We start from the raw sequence: 15627 nt of genomic DNA on the forward strand, positions 1-15627 counted from the left end.
AGTGAATCGTTCTGAAAAAAGAAAGGGTATCAAAAAGCTGCGTCTGACAGCTTTTGATACCCCTGATTGATCATAGGAATTTGAATCATTTTGTGGATTTCTGCAGAGAAGAGCAGCAGAGCTAAGTTGTCATTGAAAGTGACCGGATATAGCGGGTCATTGTATCAATAGCTACCGGGATTGCCCCTTCATCCGGTTCAATCTGCGGATGATGAAGGCCAAACGGGGTATCGGCTCCTAACCAGAACATGAAGCCGGGAATTTCAGTTAAGAAATAGCCAAAATCTTCTCCCGTCATTGCTTCGCGGCACTCGACCAGCCGGTATTCGGTCCGGGTGTTTATCCATTCCATAAATTGGCGGGTCAGCTTTTCATCATTCTTTACCTGGCAGTAGTTGGCCCCCCAATCGATCGAAGCGCGACACTCAAAACCCAGTTCAATCCCCCTGACGATCGCCTCGATGCGCGATTTTACTTTTTGCATCGATTCCGCAGATAAAGTGCGGATGGTTCCCTCCAGACGACCGGTACCGGCAATGACATTTTGTTTGGTTCCGATCTCCATTTTACCGATGGTTAACACCACGGAATCGAGAGGATCAATGTTGCGCGAAACGATACTCTGCAATTGGATGGCAAGTTGGGAAGCGGCGATAACCATATCGTTCGCCCGGTGGGGCAGGGCCGCGTGTCCGGCCGTGCCGGTCAGGTCAATAAATAACTCAGATGTATTGGCAAATAAAATGCCGGGGCGGGTGGCAATTGTACCTACGGGGTATTCGGGGGCGATATGCAGAGCGAAGATAAGATCCGGCTTCCAGGCACGGAACTCCTCGCTTTGCAGCATGGGAAGTGCGCCGCCGGGTCCTTCTTCTGCAGGCTGAAAAATGAATACAAGGTCGTCATCGATGGGATGATTCACAAAGTGGGTTAATATACCAAGGGCAATTGCCATATGCATATCATGGCCACAGGCATGCATATACCCGTCATGACGGGAGCGAAAGTTATAGGTGGATTGTTCAGTGATGGGCAATCCGTCCATATCTGTTCGGTAACCGATACACCGCCGGGGGTTTTGACCGGGGATTTTGGCCAGGATGCCGGTCCGCCAGGTTTGGATCTGCAAGCGGCGGGAAGGGAGACGGGACAGATAGGAGAGAATGAACTGCTGTGTTTTAAACTCTGCAAATCCCGGTTCCGGAATTTGATGCAGCTGTCTGCGGATTTGGATATAGGGTTCAACCGTTGTGGCGGCCATGTTCAGATCACCTTTCAGACAAATTTTTCACGGATATAGGTTTCCAATGTTTGAATGAAGAACTGAATCTCCTCCGATGTCAGTGTGAGCGGCGGCAGCAGACGAATCACTGTTTTTGCTGTCACATTTACCAGGATGCCCTGTTTTAAGAACCCGTGTCGAAGATCTGCAATCTCTTCCGCGCTGCGGGTGGTGCGAATGCCGAGCATCATCCCTTTTCCGTCGATATGGCTGATCACTCCGGGATATTTTTCTTGTAACCGATACAGTTGATTCCACAGTTCATCTGCTGTTTGCCGCCCCTTTTCCAGCTGTCCTTCATTCAGTAATACGTCAAGAACGGCATTTCCCAGTGCTGCACTGAGCGGAGAGGGAGCAAAGGTGGTACCGTGGTCACCCGGCTGAAATACATCAGCAGCTTTTTCTCCGACGATTATTCCGCCCAACGGCAGGCCGCCGCCAACTCCTTTGGCAAATAAAATAACATCCGGCTGTAACGCGAAATGCTGATATGCGAATAGAGTTCCGGTACGTCCAATGCCTGTTTGGATTTCATCGATACAGAAAAGCATGTTTTCTTCGGCACAGGTGTCAGCAATCGCCTGCAAAAACTCCTTACTGAGGGAAACGACTCCACCGGAGCCCAAAATGGGTTCTACCAGTACAGCAGCGGGGTGATAAGCACGACAGATCTCTCTTAATTCATTTGCGTTGTTGATCTCCACTTCATAGACGGGAAAGGCTGGCTGGGGGAAATCCTGGTAGACACTCGGTTGGCGGGTTAAACGAAGGGCTCCCAGTGTGCGGCCGTGAAAGCTGTTTTTAACGACGACAATTCCGTCTTTGCCGTTCCTTTCTCTGGCCGCCCATTTGTGGATCAATTTGATAGCAGCTTCTGTCGCCTCCGCCCCCGAATTACAGAAATAGATTTTACCCCGCCCGAATGTATGTTGTATTAATCTCTCTGCCAAACGAATCGCCGGCGGGTTGAGAAAAAGATTGGAGATATGAAGAAATTTGTGTCCTTGCTCATTGAGTGCCTGCATGATGCGCGGGTGTGAGTGCCCCAGTATATTAACGGCTAAACCCGTGAATAGATCTAAATAACGGTTGCCTTCCGTATCAATGAGGTAGTTGCCTTCAGCATGAGCGATCGCAATGGGATATCTCTTCACGGTTGGCATGATGTATGTTTGGTCCAGTGCTTGCCAGTCAGTCATCCATGTTCTCTCCTTGAACAATACAAAATGAGGCCCCAAAAAGCCTTTTTCTGTGAAAGGGTGTGTCAGTGGGGGAGGGCAGAATTCTGTCTCGCTCCCGATCAGTGCCCTGCAAGGAAACAGAAATGACCGCTCCAAAAAATGCACAAGGGTTAGTATTAGGCAGGGAAGCAGATTCAAGGAAGAGTTGCCCCGCTTTTTTCTCTTGTTCCGTTTTTTCCGCTCGGTCAGTCGCCGTCAAAAGGTTGCTCCCCAGATTTCTGCTTCCCCGGCATAATGAAAACTTTCATACAAGGGTTGTGCTAATCCAGGCATGGGGTTTTCAAATCGAATCGGAGCCATTTTCCCCTTTTTTATGTTGTTCGAGCGGAAAATGGCCCCTTTTTTGTTTGTCATGAAGCTGTGAGGTTCTGAGAACCATTTGTGTGGTTTTCAGCAAAAATGCCTTATAGCGCAAGTCGTTTATAACTGGCGAAGTTCTTGTTTGATCTCTGTTTTGGAGCGGGTTTTCTCATCGATTTGTTTGATGATGCGGGCAGGTGTACCGGCGACGACCACGTTTTCCGGGACATCTTCCACAACGATGGCGCCGGCAGCGACGACGGAGCCTTTTCCTACCCGTACTCCTTCGAGAATGACGGCATTAGCGCCGATTACCACATTATCTTCAATGATCACCGGGGTGGCAGAAGGGGGTTCAATCACTCCGGCAATGACGGCACCTGCACCAATGTGGCAGTTTTTACCGATCGTGCCGCGGCCGCCAACCACCACATTCATGTCGATCATGGTTCCTTCTCCAATGACTGCTCCGATATTGATGCAAGCTCCCATCATAATAACGGCATTATTGCCGATCTCCACGTTTTCGCGGATGATGGCCCCCGGTTCAATACGGGCTTGGATATTTTTCATGTCTAACAGCGGAATTGCGGAGTTACGGCGGTCGTTTTCCACAACCAGATCTTCAATTTTGTCCTGATGTGCTTTTAACACCGGTTCAATGTCTTTCCAGTCACCGAAAAGTACACCGATATTCCCGTTAATAAATGTTTTTACGGCTGAACCGAACTCGATTTCCGTTAACTTTCCTTTTATATGTACTTTGACAGGGGTTTTCTTTTCGCTTTTTTGAATGAACTCTATCAATTGCTCGGCATCCATTAATTTCATCTTTCAGCATCCTCTCTAAACAGAAGGTCCTTCAGTTATGTAAAGGAATTCACACAAAGTATATCACATTAGAGTGGAGATGAACCACTCCCACTTCAAACAGCGAGGGTTGATGAAATAAGGGACAAAAAAACAGGGTCTTTTTTACAAGACCCTGCAAGCAATTGGATTACAGACCGCCAGGTTGACTGTTCCCCGGATTCCCCGCAATATTAATGGAAGGTTGAACTGCTGTGGAGGAGTAAGCCGCTACAGCAGCAATGATAGCAAGAGAAGCCAGAAGAATTTTGCAGGTTTTTTTAAACATAGTCTACCTCCAATCTATTATATTCTTTCTTTACATTATACATATTCCTCATACACTTCTGGAATTCCTCCTCATCTCTTCCATCCCAGCAGCGGGCCAGACTAAACCAGATTTTAATTTCTTTGTCTTTGTAATCATGTTTCCTGGCCAATTGCAATGCTTTTTCATAATAGGAGATCGCTTCCTCCATCTTATTCATAAGCTGGCACAGATCCCCCATGATCAGGAGGCTTGAGCTAAGCCTGGGAGAGTCATCGAATTTTTCTGCATATTTAATGGCTTTGAGAAGGGACTGATAAGCTTCGTCCATTTTGTTTTCTTTCATGTACAGAATACCCATGCGTGAATATACGGTTGTTAATCTGGAATCTTGAGGGAATTTTCCTTCCTGTTTAAGTGCCATTGAGAAGGAGGTTTCAGCAAGATTCCATTCTTTTTGTGATGTATAGATACTTCCCAACACAGTCCAAAGGTCACACAGTGAATCGTATTTTTCATTACGAATGGAAAGCTCGATCCCCTCCATCGCATATTCAATGGCTTCTTCTGTCAAACCGGACAGCCTGGAAAACTCGGCTCTCAGCCAGTAGAAGCTCAACACAGTTCCAATATCCTGCATATAAGGGATTGAATCCCAAATATCCTGCACCAAGCGCATTCCTTCAGCTACCCGCCCGAGGCGCTGGAGGTAGACCCCTTTGTTCTGATAAAGAAGGCCTTTGATATATTCATTTTCCCCATCTTCGACAAAGGCATTGATACCGGAATTGGTGTATTCGAGAGCCTGTTCCAAATCATTTTGAAAGTACCTCATTAATCCGAGAAGCAAATAGCTGGCTGCTTCCATGTTATTCTCTTTATAAGGGTTTTGTTGGGAGATGCGTAGTGAATTGTAAAGTGCCCGCTCAGCTTGCTTCCACTTTCTCTTTGACATGTAACACTTGCCTTTGTAGTAGTAAGCATGAGCGATAAAGGGATGATTGTCATCTAAATTTAACTCTTCCAATTTGTCGAGCGCTTCATCAATATGGCCGATCTTTTGCAAGGTGGTAACAGTCAAAAGTTTAAACTTTACTTTTTTTATTTCTTCTTGTTCTTGAACAAGCATTTCCGGCAATTTGTGCATTGGCAGGTCCAATTTTTCCAGGAGATATGAAATTTTCTCGGGACTGACATGAGCGACCCCCCGTTCAATATTGCTGACTGTTGCCGGTGAGATGTTTTCGTCCGCCAGATCTTCAAGTCGCAGCCCGCGTTCTTTCCGAACTTTTCGAATGACTTCGCCCATTTCATGCAAAGCCAGTGTTTTCATAACCTTCCACCTCTTTAAATATAGTTCTGAATAATATTATATTACACCTTCTTAAAAAAATTGGGAATGACTATTTTATAATTTTTTTAAAGCTAAAGGGTAATTTTGAGAGTAAATGCTGAAAGATGTGGATTATTAGTATAAACCAATGCCATTTATGATATTTTGTTTAAAAAAGGGTAATAAAAAATACTTGAGAAAGTATAAGTGCCTGACAGGAGGATCTATGCGACTCTTTTCCGTTATCAAAGAGCTCAAAACACGTATAACAGATGATGGTGTTTTTGACCTCGCCGCACAGCTGGCTTACTATTTTCTGTTATCGCTGTTCCCTTTTCTCATGCTGGCGGTTACATTGCTCGGGTTTTTGCCTGTTTCCAGCCAAAACATACTGGAAATGATTCGGCCCTATGCGCCGCCGACTACATATGAGTTGATTAAAACCAACTTATCGGTGATTATGGGTGAACAGAGAAACAGTGTACTGTCAATCAGTGCCGTTGTTACCGTTTATCTGGCTTCGGTTGGCTTTCAGTCGATTATTCGCATTTTGGATGATGCATATCTGGTAAAAGAGGACCGCCCTTTTTGGAAGGAGGTTGTCTTAGGGTTTTTCCTGATGTTTGGTCTGCTTTTCGGCCTGGTGATCTCTCTCGTCCTTCCAGTTTTCGGTAAGATCATCGGTATTCATTTCTTTCAGGTTTTCGGATTGACACACTGGTTTTATCAGATTTGGAACTGGGCCCGCTGGTTGTTAAGTACCCTGGTACTGTTCTCTGTTTTTCTCAGTTTGTACAAGTTTGCCCCGAATACTAAAGTAACTTTTAAACAAGCTCTGCCCGGTGCGCTATTCGCCACAGTCGGCTGGCAATTAAGTTCGCTCTGCTTTTCTTATTATGTATCGATAAATAATTATTCCCTCATTTATGGAAATCTCGGAGCGATCATCATTTTGGTCGGATGGTTCTACCTCACAGCGTTGATTTTGATTCTCGGCGGACTGATCAATGCAACCCTTTGTAAATATAAGGCCTATCAATGAGAAGATATGTTGTTTCATTAATCATTCATTTCAACAGAAACAGATGCAATCCCTCAAAAGTGAAGGATTGGACGGGGTTCGCCAACAATTATGCAACGGGTAATTCAGAGATATGGTAAGCTGATAGGGAATATCAGCTTACAAAGACAGGTGATGGTATGCCGCAAACAAGGATGTTTCGCATCGGTTACGGGATTATCGTTATATTGTTAATTATTTTGCTGGCTAATCAAGTAAGTTTTATTTTCAACCCCCTGGTTGTGTTTGTGCAAACATTGTTTTTTCCCTTTCTGGTGTCGGGAGTGCTTTTTTACCTGTTCCGGCCTGTTGTTAAAGCATTACAAAAGCTGGGGATTCCCAAAGTAATCGCTATATTGCTCATCTACCTGATATTTATCGGACTGTTTGTGTTGCTGGGCTTTTTAATTGGCCCCTTGTTAAAAGAACAATTTAATCGCCTGGTTGAAAATTTTCCGGATATGATTGAAAAGGCCCGGGCAAAGTTTGAAAACTTAAACCGGCAACCCTGGGTAGCTCAATATGTAAACTGGAACGAGATCGCCGCCTATGTGACCAACTATCTAGAAAGCAGCCTTTCGCAAATAGGAACCAATATCGTCAATTTTGTAGGGGTTATTACCAATATCATTGTTGTATTTGTGACCGTTCCTTTTATTTTGTATTACATGTTAAAGGAAGGGGAAAAGGCACCTGCTTATATGTTGCGCCTCTTACCCGAAAAGGAGCGGCAACAGGGTTTAAAGATTCTTTCTGATATGGATTTGGCACTCAGTTCTTATATCAAAGGCCAGGTATTGGTGGGGATCTTCGTCGGCTTGATCGTCTATATCGGCTACCTGATTATCGGTATTGACTATTCTCTTATTTTGGCCCTGTTAACGATGTTTACCAACGTAATTCCGTTCGTCGGACCTCTCATTGGTATAATTCCGGCCCTGGTGGTAGCTTTTATCGACTCGCCGATCATGGTGGTTTATGTACTAATTGTGGCCGTTGTGGCGCAACAATTAGAAGGGAACCTTGTCTCGCCTTACATCATGGGCAAAAATTTAAACATCCATCCACTCACCATTATCCTCTTGTTGCTGGTGGCCGGAAGCCTTGGCGGCTTTCTCGGGCTGTTGCTGGCTGTACCAACTTATGCAGTGCTCAAAGTAGTGGTCAGTCACACTTATCGCCTGATTAAGCTTCGAACCGAAAAAGACCATCAGGTTACGCTGGATTCTGAATAAATGAATGGGTTAAGAACAGGCCCGCCTTTTTCGTAGAAGCGGGCTTGTTCTCATTGTATGATCCCTGTGTTTTACTCAGCTCCGATTCCGGTGTTGGAACGAACGTACAGCTCGGTAAATTTTTGTTCCGCTTCAGGTTCACGGGAGAAGAAAGTTCCCAGAAAAGCACCTAAAAAACCGAGCGGAACAGAAACGATTGCAGGGTTCTTCAGCGGGAAAACGGCAGTTTCAGGTTCCATTATGTTGGGGCTGATCAATACAAATAAGATCGCGCTGATTAAACCTGTTAATATCCCTGTAACCGCTCCGGTACTATTAAAACGCTTCCAGAACAGGCTGAAAATAATAACCGGCAAGTTGGCACTGGCGGCAACTGCAAAGGCCAGCGAGACTAAAAAGGCAACGTTTTGATCTTTGCAGAGGAGAGCCAGAATAATAGAAACGATGCCCACGGCTACCGAAGCCCATTTGGCTACACGCATTTGTTCTTGGTCCGTCGCATTACCCCCGCGGATCACGTTGGAATAAAAATCGTGTGCGAACGCACCAGCCGCGGAAATGACGAGCCCGGCTACAACTGCCAAGATGGTGGCAAAAGCGACGGCAGAGATAAAGGCCAGGAAGAAGTTTCCGCCCAATGCTTCAGCCAGGAGGGGAGCCGCCATATTCCCGGCTTGATCTGCTGCTGTAATATTCTCTTTACCAACGAGCAGAGCAGAGCCAAAGCCCAAAAAGGTGGTCATGATATAGAATGAACCGATAATAAACATAGCCCATACAACTGAAGTGCGCGCTTCTTTTGCAGTGGGAACGGTGTAGAAACGGATTAAGATATGTGGAAGTCCGGCTGTTCCTGCGAGCAATGCAAGACCGAGCGAAATGTTTTCCAGCGGGTTCTTATAAAGAAGGCCCGGTTCGAGAAATTTTTGTCCTAACTTGGCTGACACCTGGTCAAACATTTGTACCATACTGAAGTCAAACTTAGCCAGTACCAGCAGGCTGAGTAAAATGGTACCTGCCATCAGCAACACAGCTTTGACGATTTGAACCCATGTGGTTGCCAGCATTCCGCCAAATACCACATATAATATCATCAATACACCAATAATGATGATTGATATTTCGTAGTTGAGGTCAAGCAATAACTTGATGATCCCGCCTGCACCCACCAGCTGGGCAATCATATAAAAGGTGGAGATTGCCAGCGTGCTCAGTGCTGCGGCAGAGCGCACGGGCTTTGCTTTCATCCGATAGGCCAACATATCAGCCATGGTATAACGGCCTGAATTGCGCAGGGGTTCGGCAACAATGATCAGTACAACGAGATAGGCGACCAGCCAGCCGACAGAATAGAGAAAACCGTCAAAGCCACCCAAGGCAATAAGGCCGGCAATGCCCAGAAAGGAAGCGGCACTCATGTAGTCGCCAGCGATGGCAATACCGTTTTGCCATCCGGTGATGCTCCGTCCCGCAGCATAGAAATCAGTTGTTGTTTGCGTCCGTTTGGCTGCCCAGTATGTAATGAACAGAGTAAGGGCAACGATGATGGTAAACAGGGTGAAAGCGGATGTATTCAAGAGGCTTCCCTCCTCTGTTGGTCAATTAATTTCTGTATGTCCCGGTCCAGTTTGTTGGCATGGCGAACATACAAAATCGCCAGAATCCAGGCCACAAAGAACTGGGATAGTGCGAACAGGTAAGCCCCGTTCATCGAGCCGAAAATCTTTGTGTTTAAGAAGTTAAAATAACCGGTGAAGACAGGCAAAGCAAAATAATAGAGGCAAAAAAAGATTGTTGCCAGGATGCTGAAACGTTTTTTCTTTTGCATCACCGTTCGGAACTCCGGCGAACTGGCAATCTTCTCCCAATCGGGATTGGGATGGTTGAGGGATTGAACTTTTTCCCTTGTTCCAGACACTGTGATACCTCCCCATACAGTAAGTTGAAAAATGAGAGAAAGCAGTGAAGGAAGATCAAAAGCGAATGAGATAAGATTATTGGGACTATTTGATTAATAATTTATATTTAAAAATATACCATAATTCATTCGTGAAAAGTTCGACTTTTTTCTTTTTATTTCTATTGAGAAAAAAAGTGAAAGAATGGGAGGGAAATTCCTGATTTTTGTGGAATCATTATACGTTGATACATAATGAAAAAATGTAAAATGAATGGAGAGGCGATAAAAATGAGCCAAAGTGATCCGTTTGAGCTAGATATTGATCTCGAAGATGGAGAGATTGAGGTAGAGATTGGCGGAGTGGAAATCGAATTGGATGAAGACGGGCTGGAGATTGATCTCGATTTTTAAGATTTGTAAACGGGATGTAGTTTACTGAAGGAAGATGACTGTAAAGCACCCCCTGCTTCTAAACAGAGATTAGGAAGCAGGGGGTGCTTTTTTTTGGGGCGAATTAAAAATCTTTACTGTCTGATTTCTTCTCTGTGACCGTCGTTTTCCGATTTTTGTCTCTCTCCTTTACCACTGACCAATCTAAGGGAGGTAAAGCGGCTCTTAATGAATCTTCACCGGGATTATTCACGGGTCCGGGAGGTAATCCAACCCGTTCCGGGGAATTGTATGCTTTTAATTTGTTGTACGGGTCTTTGAGAGGGATGTTTAATGCTGAGCGTTTGTTAAGCATGGTGTAGATATCATATGCGGAGACTGCTTTGGAAGCCTGTTTGCTCTGTTCGATCAACGAAGCAACTGTTACCCACTCATCAAGAGTCACATTTTCCTTTTGCAGCCTTTGCAGATAAATACTCTTATTCAGTACCTTTTGAAATCGCTTTAACATCGTATTGACGATCTCTTTCGGGCGAATTCCTTTTCTGAACTCATATTTGCCGGGAAGCAGATACCCTTCTAACCGATACTCTTTACGCGCTTGCGGGATATGATTCAAAAAGGCAAATGAATAGGTTTCGTTGTTCACCGCAGCCAAAAAATCTTCTTTATGTACACCATGAGAAGATAAAATATCGGCTATTTCAGTTACGGTTGCCCCCGCGGGAATCTCCACGGTAAAGGTGCCCCTGGATAGAATAACCATCACATCATCTATCTTCATGTGAGGGGAAACTTGATAAACGCCCGGCTGAATAGAATTGCTATAAAACACCCTGTTGACCCAGTAATAGATCGGGAAAAGGGAGTCATCTTTGATAATCTGCTTCTTTTTTAGTTCTGAACCGATCTGGCGAAGAGAAGCATTCTCAGAAATTTGAATTTCTACGATTCCCTTTCGCCCGGGTGAAGCCAGCCCCTCATCAAGGTAATAGTAAAAGTAAAGAGAGACCCCCGTAATCAAAGAGATGAGCGGGATCATTTTAATAGAGAATTTAACTAACCTCGTCAGGTGCAAATCAGTGAAAATCTGTTGAACAATTTGCAGGATTCCTATGCCGTTTTTTTTCGCATACCGCCGGTACCCTATGGCGAAAAACCAGATCATGTGAAGGGACAGAGCGGCCATAATCCACCACATCACAGTTCCGCCCATGCCTTTCAATAACCAGCCACCAAAGACAGGGCCGAGAAACAGGCCGATCTGTGAGAAGTTATAGGCTCCGTAATAGGTTCCCCGCAGCCGTTCATCAGCCAGATTATCGATAAATTGATTGGAAACCGGAAAGATAATCATTTCCCCAATGGTGAGAACAATAATCCCCAGAATATAAGAACTACTGTTTCCTCCGAGCGAGAAGGCCATATATCCCAGTGCAAATAAGAGACATCCAATGATCAGGCTGCTGAGAACATTTTTATGTTCCGCCCAGCTGGAAACAATCCCTTGCAAGAGAATAACCATTAGCGCGTTCAGTGCCAGAAGAAAAGGATAAAGAGTGGCCCCGTTTTCAAGGTCGTCCGACAGATGAAGCGGGAGACTTGCTTCAAGTTGGGCAAAGATGGCAAAGAACAAGGCTCCCCCCAACACACAATAGGTTAACGAAGTATCTTTCCGAAGGACATTCACACATTCAAGTACACTCACTTTGGCCTCAGGTTCAGCTGCTTTAATTTGATGACTGTAACGGGAGAACTGCCCGACTAAGACCAGTGAATAGATAAAAAAAGCAACTCCCGTAAAGAAAAAGGTTTTGATCCCCAGTAGCGGATACAGTACAGTTCCCAGCAGAGGTCCCAGAACAAGTCCGATATTGAGAGCAGTATAACGATACCCGAAAATCTTGAGGCGTTTGGATTCAGCAGTGAGGTCGGACATTAGCGCCTGGGATGTAGGGTCAAAAAAAGAGCGGCATAACCCGTGCACCAAATTTAACAAAATAAAATGGAGGTAGGTTTGGGCAAAAATAAAGCAAAAAAACGCACTTGTCCAGACAATCATAGAAAGTGTAATGATCACACGACGGCCAAACAAGTCGGACAGATACCCACCGACAAATCCGCCAAGAGCACCGCCTAACCCGCTCATACCAAGCACTAATCCGATTTCTACGGTATTGAGTTCAGTATGGTCGGATAAGTAAATGGCCAAAAACGGTAAGCTCATAAAAGCCGCCGTGCGAGTAAAAGCTGTTCCAAAGAGCAGCGACCATACCAACGGGTGGTAATGCTGTTGGCGATAGCGCTCCTTTCGGGACAAATAAGACACTGTTTGAATCTCGATAAACAGTCCCTCCTAAAGTGCATAAATTGCGTGGAACCAGGTGTCAATCAGACTGTCACCCATTTACAGGCACCTGGCGCATCTCCGGTGTGAAACCTTCCACAAAACAGTTTTAAAGGCAAAAGATGGGAATAAAAAGCAACCTAAGCTTCAAACACTATTTTAGGTTCAGCGATGTAAAAGGAACAGATTGAGCCGGATTGAATCGTGTTTTGTGAGCCGGTTTACGGAGCTTCCGGATCTGACAACAAGACACAAGTGGTTTTGCTTTTTCCACGCCGCGGTTCCTGATTGGCGCTTTTCTTGCCGCGAATAGCCCTTCATCAGGAGAGAAGCAATTTATTTTCCAGGGCTTATAAATCCCACCTCACGTAGTATTTAATATTACAGATTTAATAATATTTCTCCTGCTATAAATTCTCAATATTATATTTTTAATCTTTTTTGACACTTATTTTTTGCCAACAGAATGGGATTCGTATATTTCAGTTAAATTTATTATTATCATTTAAAAATAGAAAAGAAAGCCATTGAATATTTATATTTGCTATTTTTTTAGTTTAATATTCTTTTTTTGAATAAAACAATATTGACAAGATGACGGGGCTGTCAACGGAAATTTGATCTGAAATAAATCGGGGGATATTCTGGCAAGGGGTTATTTGAGTTATGTAGCCTTTATAAGTAAGAAACCGGCTTTTTTGGGGAGCTAGAAAACACAAATGTTCAAAAAAATGTATTGTTATATAACAGATACTGTGATAACATAGTATCTGTAAACAGATAACTGTTATATAATAAATTAGCCGCTCTGGTAAGGGGGATTGCGTATCGGGGAAATGTCCGGAATATTTGCATTTTTACAAGACCTGAACAGCTGATGGGACGGAATTTACTCTGTGATGTTTTGTGGTTTTTCGCAGCTTATCAACAACTTGAAAGGAAGGGTTCACATGGTTAACCATAGAGAAGCCCAGGAACTGAAACAAGAATGGGAAACCCATCCGCGTTGGAAAGGGATTGAGCGTCCGTATCAGGCGGAGGAAGTATTAAAGCTAAGGGGTTCCCTTCGAATTGAATATACTCTTGCCCGTCAGGGGGCGGAGAGGTTGTGGAGACTTCTGCATACAGATCCGTTTGTCCGCGCTTTGGGGGCTTTAACCGGAAACCAGGCCGTCCAGCAAGTAAAAGCGGGTTTAAAAGCCATTTATCTCAGCGGTTGGCAGGTAGCGGCCGACGCCAATCTGGCGGGGCAGATGTATCCTGACCAGAGTCTCTACCCCAGCAATAGTGTCCCCCATGTAGTCGGGCGGATCAACCAGGCTTTGCAACGGGCTGATCAAATTGACCATGCGGAAGGGAAACGGGAACACCATTGGTTTGCACCGATTGTTGCTGATGCGGAAGCCGGTTTTGGCGGTCCCCTTAACGTATTTGAACTGATGAAAGCAATGATTGAAGCTGGCGCAGCGGGTGTCCACTTTGAAGATCAACTGGCTTCAGAGAAAAAATGCGGACATCTGGGCGGGAAAGTGTTAATCCCCACTTCCCACGCTGTCCGCAACCTTATTTCGGCCCGCCTTGCAGCAGATGTAATGGGAGTTCCCACCATCTTGATCGCCCGGACCGATGCCAATGCGGCTGAATTGATCACGAGTGATGTTGACCCGCGTGACCATGACTTCCTGACGGGTGAGCGTACCTCTGAAGGATTCTACCGTATAAAGAACGGTTTACAAACGGCGATTGCCAGAGGGCTTGCCTATGCCCCTTACGCCGATCTTATCTGGTGTGAAACATCGGAGCCCAATCTGGAAGAAGCGCACCAATTTGCAGAAGCCATTCACGCGAAATACCCCGGCAAGCTTCTCGCTTACAACTGCTCACCATCCTTCAATTGGAAAAAGAAGCTGGATGACGACACGATTGCTAAATTCCAGGAGGAATTGGGCCGGATGGGTTATAAATTCCAGTTTGTAACCCTCGCCGGGTTCCATTCTCTTAACCACAGCATGTTTAAGCTGGCAAAAGGATACAAAGAACGGGGAATGCAGGCCTACTCAGAACTGCAACAAGCCGAATTTGCCGAGGAGATACACGGTTATACCGCGACGAGGCATCAACGTGAAGTGGGAACAGGTTACTTTGACGCGGTATCGATGGTAATTTCCGGGGGAACTTCTTCTACTACCGCTCTCGCCGGGTCTACAGAAGAAGAGCAGTTTACAGTTTAAGCTGGCTAAGCACTGTTTTGAATCGGGGATGAAAGACAGCGTTGCTCGGCATCCTCTTTCGGGGGATGGTAAGAGTAACCAATTCGGCGGATAATTGAACGTATGAGCGGTGCTCGTCCCATTGGTAGTGGGTTTGTTCCTGTACGTCATGGTATGAGATTCCAGTGGCGAATTAATCTCTCTCACCGGGTAAAACAATGAGAGTGAGTGAATACGGACTAGTACGCCGGTAACAGGCGTTCCGCCCATGTGGGTACATGAACATGAGTTGTAGAACTGCATGGGAAGGGCTGATGAGACAGCCCCGAACTTGGGAGTTGAGGGCGTTAATTACCCGGGAATCCCACGGCGACCATCGGGAGTGCCTGTGGTGCTTCAGCCGTGTGTAATCTCAAAATCTTACCCTTAACAAGACAAACGCCGGACAGAACCGCCCGGGCGTTTGTCTTGTTAAGAAAAAAATTTGCTATATCACTCCAGTAATCCTAATTCCACATAGTCCTGAAACTGAATTTGTCCTGTAAGAGGCAAGTGGCGGTCTGTTTGAAACTTTTTTACTGCCTCTTCTAATTGACCACCAAAGATTCCGTCCATAAACCCCTGATAATAACCCGCGGCGAGAAGGCGATTCTGAACCAACATCACCAGGGTCCCTCTGTCTCCGCGAACCAGTTTCTTTAAATGCCACTCGTCCCGGCCTAATATAGGTCCCACTACCTGGACTCTTGTTCCAACAGGAATCATCCGGTACAGCTGTTTAATATCCGTATTGAGTAAACGAATACAACCATGGCTGGCATCACGGCCGATGGAACCCGGACGGTTTGTGCCATGGATGCCGTATCGACCCCAGGGAATATTTAAACCCAGCCAACAGGGTCCAAATCCTCCGCCCCAGTTTTTAGATTTATCAATGACTTTCCATTTACCAATCGGGGTCGGTGTTTCTTCTTTTCCCACTCCCACTAAAAATTCTTTCTTTACCCTGTTCCCTTCCATCACATAAAGCCGGCGTTTCCACAAATCGATTAAAATCCAGAGATCCTGGTTGTCACTGCGGGAAAAGGAAAACGAGGGAATAAGATGAGTAAAAATAAAGATCACACATAACAAAGTTCTGACCACAAGAAATCACCTTGCATCCATTTGCGTATTTCCTGTACTTATTGTGCTGTATTGTCTGTGAATCAT

13 protein-coding genes are annotated in these 15627 nt (G+C 45.3%); 4 read left to right on the plus strand and 9 right to left on the minus strand.

Annotated elements, in window-relative coordinates:
- Positions 1–121 precede the first annotated feature (121 nt).
- From I8U27_RS05615 to I8U27_RS05635, 5 genes are all read right to left on the minus strand, one after another.
- On the minus strand, positions 122–1261 hold the full coding sequence (locus I8U27_RS05615) for an N-acetyldiaminopimelate deacetylase (RefSeq protein ID WP_181750849.1): 1140 nt from the start codon (positions 1259–1261) through the stop codon (positions 122–124).
- 14 nt (positions 1262–1275) lie between these two features.
- A complete protein-coding gene (locus I8U27_RS05620; protein WP_181750850.1) occupies positions 1276–2481 on the minus strand; it encodes an aspartate aminotransferase family protein in 1206 nt (401 codons plus the stop codon).
- 462 nt (positions 2482–2943) lie between these two features.
- The gene (dapD, locus tag I8U27_RS05625) at positions 2944–3654 is read right to left on the minus strand and encodes a 2,3,4,5-tetrahydropyridine-2,6-dicarboxylate N-acetyltransferase (protein WP_181750851.1); all 711 of its coding nucleotides are present in this window, start codon (positions 3652–3654) and stop codon (positions 2944–2946) included.
- Positions 3655–3823: 169 nt separating this feature from the next.
- A complete protein-coding gene (locus I8U27_RS05630) occupies positions 3824–3961 on the minus strand; it encodes a hypothetical protein (RefSeq protein WP_181750852.1) in 138 nt (45 codons plus the stop codon).
- Positions 3954–5273: a helix-turn-helix domain-containing protein gene (locus I8U27_RS05635; RefSeq protein WP_181750853.1), complete on the minus strand. Its 1320-nt coding sequence runs from the start codon at positions 5271–5273 to the stop codon at positions 3954–3956. The genes I8U27_RS05630 and I8U27_RS05635 overlap by 8 nt, the downstream gene beginning before the upstream one ends.
- Before the next feature lie 226 nt (positions 5274–5499).
- On the opposite strand from I8U27_RS05635, the gene I8U27_RS05640 reads away from it, so the two are divergent.
- A complete protein-coding gene (locus I8U27_RS05640) occupies positions 5500–6315 on the plus strand; it encodes a YihY/virulence factor BrkB family protein (RefSeq protein ID WP_181750854.1) in 816 nt (271 codons plus the stop codon).
- A gap of 158 nt (positions 6316–6473) precedes the next feature.
- Entirely contained in the window at positions 6474–7568 is a 1095-nt protein-coding gene (locus I8U27_RS05645) for an AI-2E family transporter (protein WP_181750855.1), read from the plus strand.
- Positions 7569–7639: 71 nt separating this feature from the next.
- Here the strand turns inward: I8U27_RS05645 and I8U27_RS05650 are convergent, their stop codons facing one another.
- On the minus strand, positions 7640–9145 hold the full coding sequence (locus I8U27_RS05650) for a solute symporter family protein (protein WP_181750856.1): 1506 nt from the start codon (positions 9143–9145) through the stop codon (positions 7640–7642).
- Positions 9142–9486 (minus strand): DUF485 domain-containing protein, encoded by a 345-nt coding sequence (locus I8U27_RS05655; protein WP_309506098.1) that lies wholly within the window; start codon positions 9484–9486, stop codon positions 9142–9144. The genes I8U27_RS05650 and I8U27_RS05655 overlap by 4 nt, the downstream gene beginning before the upstream one ends.
- Before the next feature lie 270 nt (positions 9487–9756).
- Here I8U27_RS05655 and I8U27_RS20925 point away from each other — a divergent pair, with 270 nt between their 5' ends.
- Positions 9757–9879 (plus strand): hypothetical protein, encoded by a 123-nt coding sequence (locus I8U27_RS20925; protein WP_258567734.1) that lies wholly within the window; start codon positions 9757–9759, stop codon positions 9877–9879.
- Between the two features lie 103 nt (positions 9880–9982).
- On the opposite strand, the gene I8U27_RS05660 is transcribed toward I8U27_RS20925, so the two are convergent.
- The gene (locus I8U27_RS05660) at positions 9983–12178 is read right to left on the minus strand and encodes an endolytic transglycosylase MltG (RefSeq protein WP_181750857.1); all 2196 of its coding nucleotides are present in this window, start codon (positions 12176–12178) and stop codon (positions 9983–9985) included.
- Positions 12179–13155: 977 nt separating this feature from the next.
- Here I8U27_RS05660 and aceA point away from each other — a divergent pair.
- Positions 13156–14436: an isocitrate lyase gene (gene aceA, locus I8U27_RS05665; RefSeq protein ID WP_181750858.1), complete on the plus strand. Its 1281-nt coding sequence runs from the start codon at positions 13156–13158 to the stop codon at positions 14434–14436.
- A gap of 471 nt (positions 14437–14907) precedes the next feature.
- Here aceA and I8U27_RS05670 read toward each other — a convergent pair whose 3' ends face one another.
- Positions 14908–15561, minus strand: a complete 654-nt coding sequence (locus I8U27_RS05670) for a L,D-transpeptidase family protein (RefSeq protein WP_181750859.1) — start codon at positions 15559–15561, stop codon at positions 14908–14910.
- Positions 15562–15627: the final 66 nt, after the last annotated feature.

It is taken from the genome of Paenactinomyces guangxiensis, from assembly GCF_016055185.1.
GTDB lineage: Bacteria > Bacillota > Bacilli > Thermoactinomycetales > Thermoactinomycetaceae > Paenactinomyces > Paenactinomyces guangxiensis.

Bases quoted from the DNA above. Each gene is read 5' to 3' on its own strand.
- I8U27_RS05615 (WP_181750849.1), bottom strand. From the start codon at position 1,261: ATGGCCGCCACAACGGTTGAACCCTATATCCAAATCCGCAGACAGCTG.
- I8U27_RS05620 (WP_181750850.1), bottom strand. From the start codon at position 2,481: ATGACTGACTGGCAAGCACTGGACCAAACATACATCATGCCAACCGTG.
- dapD (WP_181750851.1), bottom strand. From the start codon at position 3,654: ATGAAATTAATGGATGCCGAGCAATTGATAGAGTTCATTCAAAAAAGC.
- I8U27_RS05630 (WP_181750852.1), bottom strand. From the start codon at position 3,961: ATGTTTAAAAAAACCTGCAAAATTCTTCTGGCTTCTCTTGCTATCATT.
- I8U27_RS05635 (WP_181750853.1), bottom strand. From the start codon at position 5,273: ATGAAAACACTGGCTTTGCATGAAATGGGCGAAGTCATTCGAAAAGTT.
- I8U27_RS05640 (WP_181750854.1), top strand. From the start codon at position 5,500: ATGCGACTCTTTTCCGTTATCAAAGAGCTCAAAACACGTATAACAGAT.
- I8U27_RS05645 (WP_181750855.1), top strand. From the start codon at position 6,474: ATGCCGCAAACAAGGATGTTTCGCATCGGTTACGGGATTATCGTTATA.
- I8U27_RS20925 (WP_258567734.1), top strand. From the start codon at position 9,757: ATGAGCCAAAGTGATCCGTTTGAGCTAGATATTGATCTCGAAGATGGA.
- aceA (WP_181750858.1), top strand. From the start codon at position 13,156: ATGGTTAACCATAGAGAAGCCCAGGAACTGAAACAAGAATGGGAAACC.